Here is a 12,059-nt window from a genome sequence, read left to right as displayed (position 1 = left end):
CAACCAAACAACAGTCAAAAGCCCCTGTACGTGAACAGCGTCAGGGGTTTTTGCTCGTCCGGAGCCCGCGGCCCCGTCGAGCACACCGCCAGGATACGCGCCAAGTCACCGTGCAGAGCGGCCGTAGTGCTTGCCGATCAGGCGCATGGACCGGGCGAGGTTGTGCAACCGGCCAGCCCCAGCACGCCGACGGCAGAAAGGTTTGCCCTCGGCTGCCACCGGCGAGCCCTTCAAACAGAAAAGCCCTCGATGCGCATGCAAGGAGGGCCGGGTCTGGGAAGGATGATCGAACGCCAGTGCTTGAAGCGACTGTCTCTCTTGAGTGTCAGGCGACCTGGCCGACGGGATCCAGGTCAGCATTCATGGAGAAACGCTCGAGCTGAACCGCATAAGCAGCCTCCAAACCTTTGAGGCGCAATTCGGGCTCCGGGGCGATCCGGTCCACGGCGGCGATCAGGCGGTTGCAGAACCGGTCCGAAGCGGAGAGCAGGAGGCGGAGCGATCTTGCGTTGGGAGGCGTGCCGGACGACGCGTCTTTCACCAGAGAGTCCGCCGACGCATAGAGATCATCGACGGCAGCCTCGATCCCGGGATCGCGCTTTAAGAGGCTCATGGTGTTGATGAGAAGAACGCGCAGATCATGCAGGTCATCTCCCCTGCCCGCCTGCGCGATCAGGTTCACGACCTTCTTGACGGCTTCGATTCTCTCGCTGATCGTTTGCGTAACTGTGCTGTCGGCCATGTGCCCTCCCCCTGTGAGCCATGCATGAAATCCTTGCGGGACTCACAGGACGAAGAATGCGCCGTCATGGTTAACCAATCCTTACAGGCCCATGGAAAAACCCGTAGAAAGCGTTGTTTTGCAAGGCTCTCCGACTTGGCGGGGAAACTTTCCGTTACGGACGTCTCCGGCATTGAGATTTGATCCGAAGCCGACTACATCTCCGTTGCTCTTGATCTGATATCGTCGCCATGCACCTCCAGCTCGATTTCAAGCGACCGCAATGGTCCTCGACACGAAGCGCGCGCTTCGTGAGGGGTTGCTGCGTCATGCGTGAACATGAGCTGCGACCCGATCCGGGGACCACTCCATGGTCTTCGGCGGCGAGTTCCGCCAGAATCGGCACCCTTTATCCGGTGCATTTCCACTCGATGCCGGCCTGACATTCATCCGTCGCCGGCACGATCCGGCGAATTTCCTTTGCCTTTCGCATTCGCTCCCCTTCTCGCGATGCAGGTTCGCCGGATCCCAGCCTTGCTGAGAAAAGGAGAAGCCCTGCAATGAACAGGGTCTGGACCGAAGAAGAACTTGAAATCCTGCGCCGCGACAGGGAAGCCAGGATCCCGGTTCCCGTCACCGCCGCGAAGCTGGGACGGCCGGTGCCGGCAACCTATGCCAGGGCACGGCTGATCGGAACTCTGGTTCAACCCCATCAATCCTGGGATGAAGCCAGCGTGGCGCGCCTGCGTGAACTCGTCTCGGCCGACCCTCCGATGACGGACAAGCATATCGCCGCCGAGCTTGGGCGGACCGTGACGCAGATCCGCTGGAAGATGCAGGATCTCGGCCTGATCGGTGTGCGGGACCTCTCCAAACTGGCGAAGATCACCGCTGCCGGAACGGCTCGCCAAAAAACCGCCCAGACGCAATCGACAGGATCTGCGAAGGCGAAACCCGTAACGCAGACGTCGCCCCGCCAGCAACCGGTCGAGCCCGGCGCACCCGCAACCCGGGCCGAAATTCCTGCGCCGACGGCTGTTCCGGTACAATCAATGGTGCCGCGGACAATCGACCCGGAGGCGGCGCTTGCCCAAGCGCTCAAGCGTCTCGAAACGGTCTTGGCGGAGCGGCTGAAAGAGTCCATCGCCGAATCGGAAGCCGGAATGATCAGAGCCGCGCGGGCGGCCATTGCCGAGAAGGCGCGCATCGACCAGCGTCTCCTCGTCCGGGTCAAGCGCGCGGCCGAGGCTGCGGCCCGCAGAGAAGAGGACGCCCGGAAAGCCGAAGAGGAAGCGAAACGTAAGGCCGTCGCGGCGAGGAAAGCCGAAACCGAAGCCAAGCGGAAGGCAGCGGAGCAGGCAGCGGAGGTGACTCGCCAGGCGCGCGAAGAGAAAACGCGGCGCGAGAAGGCCCAGACTGCAGTTCCCAAGCCTTCTTCGAGGCCAAAGGAGGCAGAGACCAAAAAGGCCGTGCTGCCCGCCGTGCGCGGCGTCTCCCAGGCCGCGGCGGTCCGTCCTGTCATTCAAGCTGTTGCTCCTGCCGCGCCGAAGATCGTCGTCACCGAGGCTCCTGCCTTCGTTCGTTCGGTGGAGTCGGAGGCCAACGCACCGACATCGGGCCGCGGCGGCTGGAAGTCCGTTCGCCGGGATCCCGCGCGCGTTCTCGCGCAGGCCAAGGCGAAGGCCAAGCCGGCGAACCGGGCGGATGCGATCGATCTCGCTCAGGCGGCTCAGGCGGCCATCGAGCGCTTCATCGCCGAGCGGGGCGTGACGAAATCCGAGTCGAGCGGCATTCAGGCCGTGGTCTCCCGGCTTCAGGCGCGGGGCTACATCGTGGTCCGCGACGAGACCGGCTGGACCATCGACCAGCGTCATCGCATCGACAGCGAGTCCGACCTCGTCGCGTTTGCGGAAGCGCGCGGCATCGCGTTGAGCGCTGCCGCCTGATCGCGAACGGAAGCGGCGCCCGGCATCTGCTGGACGCCGTAACCTGACCGGCCATCTTGCCAGCCTCCCTCGCCGCCCCACATCGGCACGGATCATGGAGATGACAATGGAAAAGCGTCGGCTCGGCCGCTCGGACTTGATGGTTTCTCCCCTGTGCCTCGGCGGCAACGTCTTCGGATGGACGGCCGACGAGCCGACATCGTTCAAGGTGCTCGACGCCTATGTCGAGGCCGGCCTCAACTTCATCGACACGGCGGATGTCTATTCCACCTGGGTGTCCGGTCACAAAGGCGGGGAATCGGAGACGATCATCGGCCGGTGGATGAAAGCCCGCGGTAACCGCAGCAGCCTCGTGATCGCCACCAAGGTCGGTTCCGAGATGGGGCCGGGCCGGAAGGGTCTGTCGAAGAGCTATATCCGCTCGGCGGTGGAGGCTTCGCTTCAGCGTCTCCAGACCGACTACATCGATCTCTATCAATCCCACCGTGACGATCTCGATACGCCGCAACAGGAGACGCTCGGCGCCTACGAAGAGTTGATCCGAGACGGAAAGGTGCGCGCAATCGGCGCGTCGAACTTCACCGCGTCGCGCCTGAAGGAAGCATTGGAGATCAGCGCCGAACTCGGTCTGCCGCGCTATGAGAGCCTGCAGCCCAAATACAATCTCTCCGACCGTGCGGAATACGAGGCCGACCTCGAGCCGCTCTGCCGTCAGGAGGAGATCGGCGTTATCCCTTATTACGGTCTCGCGAGCGGGTTCCTGACCGGCAAGTACCGGTCGGAAGCCGACTTCGGCAAGAGCGTGCGCGGCGGGCGCATGGCTGCCTATCTCGATGATCGCGGAAGGCGCATTCTGGCGGCTCTGGACGCGGTCTCGGCTCGGAAGGACGCGACACCGGCTCAAATCGCGCTGGCGTGGCTCATGGCGCGCCCCGGGCTCACGGCACCGATCGCAAGCGCTACGAACGTGGAGCAGATCCGCGATCTCGTTCGGGCGACGGAAGTGCGCCTCGACAAGGAAGATATCGCGCATCTCGATCAGGCATCGGCCTGATTGAGGGTTCTCGGCTTGGAACTAGTCGGCCCGCAATCCGCGCAGATCCGACCGGCTCTTCGCAGGATCGTGATCGCTCTTACTGCGGTGCCTGCGCGGGCATGTTGTCGAGCCGACGGTATACCTCGGCAATCTTCGTATTCAGCGACGGGCAACGCTTGGTGCGGGCAATGTCGTCAAGCACCCGGTTACGATTACGCAACGCGTCGATCTCGACCTTTTCCGGCGATTTCGGATCCATGAAGAAAAGGGCCGGCCAGAAGATGACGGCGCCTGTAACCCCAAGAACAACGTTCTTGGCAACTGCGCCATCCTTCTCCTGGAGCGTGGCGACGATCTGGCGTTCGTTCGCATCGAATTCGCGGGCGATGGCAGGACAGTCGAGTGAAACGTCAGCAACATTTGTTGAGGGGACGGGTCGGGCTTCGCGACCTCCGCACCCGGTTAGAAGGACGCCCGCTGCAAGCGAGGCGGCCATTATTGACGTCGAGAACGCTATATACCTCATTGTGCCCCCGCGGATTGGATCGGAAGCACTCATACATGATATATTATGTCATGAAAGACGAAATGACACCGTCGGCTGATCCCTGCCGGCCCGCCGATGTGGATAAGGCAACTCCGAAGAGCGAGACAAAAGCGTTGTGAATTTTGCATGGCAGCCCTCCGTTGCATCGCTCAATGGGCTGATTATCTCGTATCAACCTGTGCATTTGATGATTTCACAGGATGAAACGAGGTTTTACGATGAGCGCCGATGCCCATGCATTGTTCCAGCCATTCACATTGGGCGACCTGACACTGCCGAACCGGCTGGTCATGGCTCCCCTGACCCGAAACAGGGCTGCAGAAGGAGACGTGGCACGCGACATCACGGCGACCTACTACGCCCAGCGCGCCAGTGCCGGTCTTCTGATCTCAGAGGGCTCGCAGATCTCCCATCAGGGCCAAGGCTATCTGCGGACGCCCGGCATCTATTCGCCCGAGCAGGTCGCCCATTGGCGCAAGGTGACCGACGCGGTCCACAAGGCCGGCGGCCGGATTTTCATCCAGCTCTGGCATGTGGGCCGCGTGTCTCACACCTCCCTTCAGCCTGGAGGCGCTGCCCCGGTCGGCCCCTCGGCGCTGCGTGCCCAGACCAAGACCTTCCTTGAGGAAGGCTTCGCCGAGGTCTCCGAGCCCCGCGCTCTCGAGCTCTCAGAGATCCCAGGCATTCTGCGGGACTACGAGACTGCCGCGCGCAACGCCAAGGAAGCCGGATTCGACGGTGTCGAGATCCATGCGGCGAACGGCTATCTGCTCGACCAGTTCATGAAGGACGGCTCCAACCATCGCACGGACGCCTATGGCGGCTCCATCGAGAACCGAGCGCGCCTGACCATCGAAGCGGCCGAGGCCGTGCTCAAGGTCTGGGACAAGGGACGCGTCGGCATCCGCCTGTCGCCGGCCAAGGTCAACGATGCAGAGGATTCGAATCCCCAGGCACTGTTCAGCCACGTGGTGGAAAAGCTCGATAGCCTCGGCCTCGCCTATATCCACATAATCGAAGGCGCCACTCAGGGCGACCGGAACGCCGTCGACGTGGATTACGAGGGACTGCGCCGCTCCTTCCGTGGCGCCTACATCGCCAATAACGGCTATAGCCGCGACATCGCGTCCGAAGCCGTCTCCAGCGGACAGGCCGATCTGGTGGCGTTCGGTCGCCTCTTCATCGCCAATCCGGACCTCGTCGAGCGCTTCCGCCTCAACGCGCCGCTTAACGAACCCGACCGCGCCACCTTCTATGGCGGGGACACCAGAGGCTACACGGACTACCCGGGCCTCGAACAGGCGGCCTGATCGTCAGCAGCCTTCGCAGATCCCGCGCCTGGCCTTCTGCTCCACCTGCTCACCCCGTCGGTTCAGTTCCTCCTCTCGCGAGGTCGGGCCGACGGCGGAGCGCTCACCGGGCTGCAGACGGTCGTTGCCGGATACGGTTCCCGTGGTGGCAGGGCCCGTAGAAGTGCTGTTTGCACTCGCGTTCCCTCCTCCGGTGCTGCCTTCGGTGCCGGGAGGGGGAATGGGTCCGGTATTGGCGGCGTTGCCCGTCGTTCCGCCGATCCCGCTCGCCCTGTTTCCGGGGGCTGTATTGGACGGATTGGTGCTGCCCTGGACGCCTGAAGCCGGCGGACGAACGGTCGATCCCCCAGGCTGGGTGCTGCCGCTGGGCGACGCCGCCGATCCGGTGGACGGTGATGCAGACGAAGCGCCAGTGCCACCGCCGCTAGAACCGCCTCCACCGGAGCCGCCCGAGGATCCTTGCGCCCAGGCCACTCCGGCGATCAGGCATCCCGCGAGCAGCGCGGTCGAAATCGTGAGGTGACGCATCGGCTCCTCCCTTCGGATCGCTGTTGCACGTCAACTCCAAGCAAACTCACGAGTCTTGGCTACCGTTCCGCCAAATTGTCAGGCTCACCGGTCCAATCGGGTCGAGCACCTGGCGGGGATCGGGACTCAGTCCATGGGCCGACAGGATCGCTTCGGCCCTGTTGTCGTCATCGCATCCTGAGAACACGGGCACCCCGTTTGGGATGAGCGTTCCTTCGGCCCGTGTCAGATGGAAGGCGTCGTATCCGATCCTAAGAAACAGATCGAACACCTGCCGCCCGCCGGGAACCGCCACGCGCCCGCCCTCCGGCAGGACGGTGCGGATGGCCTGAGCCCAGGGCAGTCTCTCGGGATTCCACCACCAGCCGTCCGCGCGCTGCTCCAGCCCTGTCGAGGATGAGGACAGGATCATCCGCAGGCGGCGATTCGGGTTAGGATTGGCCTCATGCCCGAGGCGGCCGAGCACCGTCACGGCCGACCTGTTGAGTTCGGCCTGGAAGTAGGCCCAGTCGGCCTCGTTGCGGAGCACATCGGGCGTCCGCCCGGAGGCATCGGCGATGCAGTCGTTGTCCGACACGATGGCATAGCCGTGGATCTCAATTCTGGGCAATGGTCACTCCGTTTCGGGGCCGATGAGCGATGGCTGCCTTCATCAAGATGAAGAGCACGAGCGCATTGAGCCCATGCCACAGAAAATGGGTGCCAGTAGGGATTGTCGCGCACATCGCGTGGTCGATGGAGCGGAATAGAAGGGACAGGATGAACACGCAAGCGGCGGCAAGCAGCGCCCTGCCCGCTTCTCTTCCCCTCGAAACTAAGCAGACGCTCCCGACTGCCAGCAGCGCCAGGGCCGCCGGGATGTAGCTCACCGAACCGTTCAGGGTCACGCCGGGAAGAGCGATGAACCACAGGCGGTCGAAGGACATGTTGAAGGCCATGAACAGCGCCGTCACGATGATGGCAGAGACAAGTCCGAGTTTCAGATACCGACGCATGGCGAGCAGGAAATAGCTGTAGATGAAGATCGCGATGGGCAGCACATCGGCCAGAAGCGACCAGCGGTTGGCGAAGGTGTGGAACAGAAAGCTCCCCGTTCCGACGATGAAGGTGACCGCAACAAGCCAGAGCGCCGGCCAATCCCGGGCTCCGGCGCGTCTCGAGAGCGCCAGGGCATAGAGGGCGGCCGCGATGAAGGCGGCGTTGCTCACGGCGTTGAGCGGCTCGGCCCAGAAACCGACCCCCAGGCGCTCGCAATAGCTGTCGATGGGTGTGAACCAGGATTCAGGCATGAGGCGCAACCGTGGGGATGGTGACGAGTTCCACCTTGCCAGCCGAGGACGAAAATCCGATGAAGCATAGAGGACGGAAAAGCGAGAGTGACGGGATGCGAATCGCGACGTGGAACGTGAACTCCATCAAGCAGAGGCTGGACCACCTCGCCACCTTCGTGAAGAGCGCCGATCCGGACGTGGTTTGCCTCCAGGAGTTGAAATGCGTCGACGAGGCCTTTCCCCGGGCGGAGGTCGAGGCCCTCGGCTACAACGTCGTCACCCACGGCCAGAAGGCCTATAACGGCGTCGCCATCCTGTCCAAGCGTCCGCTCGAGGATGTGCGCCGCGGCCTGCCGGGCGACGAGAGCGACGAGCAGGCGCGCTACCTGGAAGGCGTGATCTCGACCTCCACGGGCGCCGTGCGGGTGGCCTCCATCTATCTGCCGAACGGCAATCCCATCGGCACGCCGAAATTCGACTACAAGCTCGCCTGGATGGACCGCCTCCGCGCCCATGCCAGGAACCTTCTGGCGCTCGAGGAGCCTCTGGTTCTGTGCGGCGACTACAACGTCATCCCCGAGCCCAAGGATGCTCTGGATCCCGCGGCCTGGACCAACGACGCCCTGTTTCAGCCAGAGAGCCGGGCCAGGTTCCGGGAGCTTCTCAACCTCGGATTCCTGGATGCGGTGCGTGCCTGCAACGACCAGCCGGGGCTCTACTCGTTCTGGGACTATCAGGCCGGCGCCTTCCAGCGGAACAACGGCATCCGCATCGACCATCTGCTGCTGTCGGCGCAGGCGCAGGACAAGCTCAGGACAGCGTCGATCCGGAAGGAAGTGCGCGGCTGGGACAAGCCGTCCGACCATGTGCCGGTGATGGTCGACCTGGATATCGATTAGCGGGCGACCGGCGATCCCACATCGCCGGTCATCTATCGGCGCGACTGGATGTACTGCTCCAGCAGGGCCAGGGCCAGCTTGCGGTCGCTCTCGTCAGCCGCCGCGAAGGCATCGTCGTAGAGCGAGACGATCCACTGGTCCTTGGCCCCGTCGGTGGAGGCTTCGCGCGCCAGGGTCAGCCACATCAGGCCCTTGGCGCGCTGGCGCGGAACGCCCTGCCCCGTCATCAGCAGATGGCCCAGGAGCGCCTGGGAGGCGGTGTGCCCCTTCTCGGCCGCCAGATTGAACCAGCGCGCCGCATGGCGGGCGTCCTTCCGGACGCCTGTACCCTCCAGGTAGAGACGCGCGAGGTTGTACTGCGCGTTGGAGTCGCTGAAATACGACGCCGCGTAGCTGAACATCTCGACCGCGCGCTCCGGGTTGGCCGCCACATAGCTGTCCTTGATGCCATCCAGGAAATAGGTGCCCAGAGCCACGAAGGCGCTGGACACGACGGTCGCGTTCGGGGAATCGGGGCTCTCGTCCGCGTGCTGGTCGGCGAGGCGGGAGAAGTACTCGAAGGCCTTCAGGTCGTCGTGCTCGACGCCGTCCCCTTCGGCATACATGCGCCCGAGCTTCCAAAGCGCGAGCGAATGCCCCTGGCCGGCCGCATATTCGAGCGCGTGCACGGCCCCGAGCTTGTCGCCGGCATTGTAGTCGCGCATGCCGCTACGCAGGGCATCGCGCGCCGAGCCGTATTTGGTGGCAGGTGCCAGGGCCGGCGCCAGAGCAGGCGTGAGCGGTTGCGGACGCGGCGCCGCATCGAGCGCATAAGCTGCGCCGGCCCCGAAGGTGGCCACCCACAACGTGGCTGCGATGAGTTTAAACGTCCGCATAGGTTTCTTTTTCTGCGGCTCCGCCGGGATGGGTGACGGCCCCATCCCGTGCAGGACCCACGGTTTGTGCGTATTTCCAGAGATAGCCCGAGGTGGCGGTCGTCTCCCGCGGCTGCCATTCGGAACGGCGCTCGGCCAGCTCCTCGTCGGAGAGCTCCACGTCGATGGTGCCCTTGATGGCATCGATGGCGATGATGTCCCCGTCCCTGATCAGGCCGATGGGGCCGCCCACCGCCGCTTCCGGGCCCACATGGCCGATGCAGAAGCCGCGGGTCGCGCCGGAGAAGCGCCCGTCGGTGATGAGAGCCACCTTGTCGCCCATGCCCTGGCCGTAGAGCGCCGCCGTGGTGGACAGCATCTCGCGCATGCCGGGACCGCCGCGCGGCCCCTCGTAGCGGATCACCAGGACCTCGCCTTCCTGGTACTGGCGCGTGGAGACGGCCTCGAAGCAGGCCTCCTCGCCGTCGAAGCAGCGCGCCGGGCCTCGGAACACCTGCTTGTCGGCCGCCATGCCGGCCACCTTCACGATGGCGCCTTCGGGAGCGAGATTGCCCTTCAGCCCCACGACGCCGCCAGTGGGCGTGATCGGCGCATTCGCCGGATAGACCACGTCCTGATCGTCGTTCCATTTCACGGAGGCGAGGTTCTCGGCCATGGTGCGGCCGGTCACGGTCATGCAGTCGCCGTGCATGTAGCCGTGGTCGAGAAGCGTCTTCATGAGCAGCGGGATCCCGCCAACTTCGAACAGGTCCTTGGCGACATAACGCCCGCCGGGCTTCAGGTCCGCGATGTAGGGCGTGCGCTTGAAGATCTCGGCCACGTCGAACAGGTCGAACTTGATGCCGGCTTCATGGGCGATGGCAGGAAGATGCAAAGCCGCATTGGTCGAGCCGCCGGAGGCCGCCACCACGGTCGCGGCGTTCTCCAGGGACTTGCGGGTCACGATATCGCGCGGACGGATATTCCTGGCGATCAGGTCCATGATCTGCTCGCCGGCCGCGGCGCAGAACCGGTCGCGGATCTCGTAAGGCGCCGGGGCGCCCGCCGAATACGGCAGCGCAAGGCCCATGGCCTCGGACACGGTCGCCATGGTGTTGGCGGTGAACTGCGCGCCGCATGCGCCGGCCGACGGACAGGCGACCTGCTCGAGTTCGGTGAGATCCTCGTCCGACATCTCGCCGACCGAGTACTTGCCGACCGCCTCGAAGAGGTCCTGCACGGTCACCTGACGGCCGCGGAAGGAGCCTGGGAGAATCGACCCGCCATAAATGAAGATCGACGGCACGTTGAGGCGCACCATCGCCATCATCATGCCGGGCAGTGACTTGTCGCAGCCGGCCATACCCACGAGCGCATCGTAGGAATGGCCGCGCATGGTCAGCTCGACCGAATCGGCGATCACCTCGCGCGACGGGAGCGACGCCTTCATGCCCTGGTGGCCCATGGCGATGCCGTCGGTGACCGTGATGGTGCAGAACTCGCGCGGGGTTCCGTTGGCGGCAGCCACGCCCTTCTTGACGGCCTGGGCCTGGCGCATGAGGGAGATGTTGCAAGGAGCGGCCTCGTTCCAGCAGGTGGCGACGCCGACGAGCGGCTGGGCGATCTGCTCCTTGGTCAGGCCCATGGCATAGAGGTAGGAGCGATGCGGCGCGCGAGCGGGCCCCACCGTCACGTGACGGCTCGGCAGCTTCGACTTGTCGATCAACCGCGCATCCATGGTCCGCACTCTTTTCCACCCGGTTCTCACGACGGAGATCCAAGCCTTTGGAACTCCCGTGATCTGCCACGTGCCACGCCACCGATGCAACGATCCTTACGAAGGATCAGCTAACAGACTTAATCCAGGTTTTGCCCCAGGGATCGCACCGTAAAGCTTTGGTTTTGAAGCACTTTAATCTGCTTCAGGTGTAGCGCTCGGTTTATGGCGGCATCGCGGCGGAGCTTGGGCCAAGAGAGGCAAGATGTTGAAGGTTTGAGGGTGTTGCTTGGCCGCAACAATTTTGGGACAGAATTCCGCTTGATCCTGCGGCGCCAAGCCCTAGTCGAGCCGATGCCTGTCTCTGATCGCGCCATCTCAGGCGCCAATTTCTTCTGACGAGAACCAGACGTCGTCGTAGACGGCGACGGCGCTCGAATCAGGCGGGCGCTCGCTCCCGATCCAGATGGATCGAACCGCAGCAACGTCGGACTCGGTCGGCAGCCGACTCACCGAGATCCGCTCGGACGTGCCGCTGCAGGAGATGAACCCGACCGTCATGAGCGACTGCGCCGAAAACCCTCGCCCTCGCCGCGTCACCAGGAGGGCCGGTCCCCAGCCTTTGTGCGGCTGCCAGGGGAAGATCAGGCGTGCTCCCGGGTTCAGCGCCCGCAGCCACTGCACGTCCGGCGCAATCACGCCTGCGTTGACGTAGATGATGTCGGCATTCGGCAGGACCCGGCCGAAGGCGGAAGCCGCATGAACGGTCACATTGGCATAAGCGGACAGGTTGCGCGCCGCTTGGGAGGCCAAGTCCGTCTCGTACTCGAAGGCTTCGACATGCCCGTTCGGCTGAACGAGCCGGGCCAGGATGGCCGTGTAGTAGCCCGTGCCTGCACCCACATGGATCACGCTCTCGCCGGGCTGCGGACTGACCGCATCGATCCATTCGGCATGGAGCGCGGGCTCGCCGTTGTTGATGCCGCGCTCGCGGTCGATCGCCACCAGGACATTGCTGTAGATCTCAGCGATGTCGGAGGTTCGGGTCGCGACACCCATGCTGATGACGGTCCAGGGCAGTGGCGGCAGAAAGTCTTCCCGCGGGACAGCCGCAAAGGCCTCCTCGATGCGCCTGTCGCGAACGCCTGCCAGCCGGGCAACCTGCGCGGCGTAATCTCTGCGATGGCGGTCGGACCCGTCCTGGGGCATACCTGAAAAATCCGCTTCCGG

The 12,059-nt window shown here is 64.1% G+C and carries 12 protein-coding genes; 4 read left to right on the top strand and 8 right to left on the bottom strand.

What is annotated here, in order from left to right; all coding sequences use genetic code 11:
* Positions 1-325 precede the first annotated feature (325 nt).
* Complete coding sequence (locus VB672_RS22035) at positions 326-742, bottom strand: hypothetical protein (protein WP_329786346.1); 417 nt, start codon at positions 740-742, stop codon at positions 326-328.
* Positions 743-1,281: 539 nt separating this feature from the next.
* Between VB672_RS22035 and VB672_RS22030 the strand changes: the two genes are divergently transcribed.
* Together VB672_RS22030 and VB672_RS22025 are read left to right on the top strand one after the other, a co-directional pair.
* The gene (locus tag VB672_RS22030; protein ID WP_329786345.1) at positions 1,282-2,667 is read left to right on the top strand and encodes a hypothetical protein; all 1,386 of its coding nucleotides are present in this window, start codon (positions 1,282-1,284) and stop codon (positions 2,665-2,667) included.
* Positions 2,668-2,773: 106 nt separating this feature from the next.
* On the top strand, positions 2,774-3,721 hold the full coding sequence (locus VB672_RS22025; protein WP_329786344.1) for an aldo/keto reductase: 948 nt from the start codon (positions 2,774-2,776) through the stop codon (positions 3,719-3,721).
* 79 nt (positions 3,722-3,800) lie between these two features.
* Here VB672_RS22025 and VB672_RS22020 read toward each other — a convergent pair whose 3' ends face one another.
* Positions 3,801-4,199: a hypothetical protein gene (locus tag VB672_RS22020; RefSeq protein WP_329786343.1), complete on the bottom strand. Its 399-nt coding sequence runs from the start codon at positions 4,197-4,199 to the stop codon at positions 3,801-3,803.
* Between the two features lie 269 nt (positions 4,200-4,468).
* Between VB672_RS22020 and VB672_RS22015 the strand changes: the two genes are divergently transcribed.
* Positions 4,469-5,560, top strand: coding sequence for an alkene reductase (locus VB672_RS22015; RefSeq protein ID WP_329786342.1), 1,092 nt, complete (start codon positions 4,469-4,471; stop codon positions 5,558-5,560).
* Positions 5,561-5,563: 3 nt separating this feature from the next.
* Here the strand turns inward: VB672_RS22015 and VB672_RS22010 are convergent, their stop codons facing one another.
* The 3 genes from VB672_RS22010 to VB672_RS22000 are packed head-to-tail and all read right to left on the bottom strand — an operon-like array spanning position 5,564 to position 7,377.
* Positions 5,564-6,088, bottom strand: a complete 525-nt coding sequence (locus VB672_RS22010; protein ID WP_329786341.1) for a hypothetical protein — start codon at positions 6,086-6,088, stop codon at positions 5,564-5,566.
* Positions 6,089-6,134: 46 nt separating this feature from the next.
* Entirely contained in the window at positions 6,135-6,698 is a 564-nt protein-coding gene (locus VB672_RS22005) for a hypothetical protein (protein ID WP_329786340.1), read from the bottom strand.
* A complete protein-coding gene (locus VB672_RS22000) occupies positions 6,685-7,377 on the bottom strand; it encodes a ceramidase domain-containing protein (RefSeq protein WP_329786339.1) in 693 nt (230 codons plus the stop codon). The genes VB672_RS22005 and VB672_RS22000 overlap by 14 nt, the downstream gene beginning before the upstream one ends.
* Before the next feature lie 95 nt (positions 7,378-7,472).
* Between VB672_RS22000 and xth the strand changes: the two genes are divergently transcribed.
* Positions 7,473-8,258, top strand: coding sequence for an exodeoxyribonuclease III (gene xth, locus VB672_RS21995; protein ID WP_329786338.1), 786 nt, complete (start codon positions 7,473-7,475; stop codon positions 8,256-8,258).
* 32 nt (positions 8,259-8,290) lie between these two features.
* On the opposite strand, the gene VB672_RS21990 is transcribed toward xth, so the two are convergent.
* From VB672_RS21990 to VB672_RS21980, 3 genes are all read right to left on the bottom strand, one after another.
* Complete coding sequence (locus VB672_RS21990) at positions 8,291-9,133, bottom strand: tetratricopeptide repeat protein (RefSeq protein WP_329786337.1); 843 nt, start codon at positions 9,131-9,133, stop codon at positions 8,291-8,293.
* Complete coding sequence (gene ilvD / locus VB672_RS21985; RefSeq protein ID WP_329786336.1) at positions 9,120-10,850, bottom strand: dihydroxy-acid dehydratase; 1,731 nt, start codon at positions 10,848-10,850, stop codon at positions 9,120-9,122. The genes VB672_RS21990 and ilvD overlap by 14 nt, the downstream gene beginning before the upstream one ends.
* Before the next feature lie 357 nt (positions 10,851-11,207).
* Positions 11,208-12,038 carry a protein-L-isoaspartate O-methyltransferase family protein gene (locus tag VB672_RS21980; protein ID WP_329786335.1) on the bottom strand — a complete coding sequence of 277 codons (831 nt, stop codon included), beginning with the start codon at positions 12,036-12,038 and terminating at the stop codon, positions 11,208-11,210.
* Positions 12,039-12,059: the final 21 nt, after the last annotated feature.

It is taken from the genome of Microvirga sp. CF3016 (assembly GCF_036314085.1).
Taxonomy (GTDB): domain Bacteria; phylum Pseudomonadota; class Alphaproteobacteria; order Rhizobiales; family Beijerinckiaceae; genus Microvirga.
Note: the sequence above shows the minus strand (reverse complement) of the source record. Positions and strands in the feature narration are given on the sequence as shown.

What these genes read in the sequence shown, in the direction of transcription:
- VB672_RS21980 (WP_329786335.1), bottom strand. Translation starts at nt 12,038, where the DNA reads ATGCCCCAGGACGGGTCCGACCGCCATCGCAGAGATTACGCCGCGCAG.
- VB672_RS22020 (WP_329786343.1), bottom strand. Translation starts at nt 4,199, where the DNA reads ATGGCCGCCTCGCTTGCAGCGGGCGTCCTTCTAACCGGGTGCGGAGGT.
- ilvD (WP_329786336.1), bottom strand. Translation starts at nt 10,850, where the DNA reads ATGGATGCGCGGTTGATCGACAAGTCGAAGCTGCCGAGCCGTCACGTG.
- VB672_RS22030 (WP_329786345.1), top strand. Translation starts at nt 1,282, where the DNA reads ATGAACAGGGTCTGGACCGAAGAAGAACTTGAAATCCTGCGCCGCGAC.
- VB672_RS22010 (WP_329786341.1), bottom strand. Translation starts at nt 6,088, where the DNA reads ATGCGTCACCTCACGATTTCGACCGCGCTGCTCGCGGGATGCCTGATC.
- VB672_RS21990 (WP_329786337.1), bottom strand. Translation starts at nt 9,133, where the DNA reads ATGCGGACGTTTAAACTCATCGCAGCCACGTTGTGGGTGGCCACCTTC.
- VB672_RS22015 (WP_329786342.1), top strand. Translation starts at nt 4,469, where the DNA reads ATGAGCGCCGATGCCCATGCATTGTTCCAGCCATTCACATTGGGCGAC.
- VB672_RS22000 (WP_329786339.1), bottom strand. Translation starts at nt 7,377, where the DNA reads ATGCCTGAATCCTGGTTCACACCCATCGACAGCTATTGCGAGCGCCTG.
- VB672_RS22025 (WP_329786344.1), top strand. Translation starts at nt 2,774, where the DNA reads ATGGAAAAGCGTCGGCTCGGCCGCTCGGACTTGATGGTTTCTCCCCTG.
- xth (WP_329786338.1), top strand. Translation starts at nt 7,473, where the DNA reads ATGCGAATCGCGACGTGGAACGTGAACTCCATCAAGCAGAGGCTGGAC.
- VB672_RS22035 (WP_329786346.1), bottom strand. Translation starts at nt 742, where the DNA reads ATGGCCGACAGCACAGTTACGCAAACGATCAGCGAGAGAATCGAAGCC.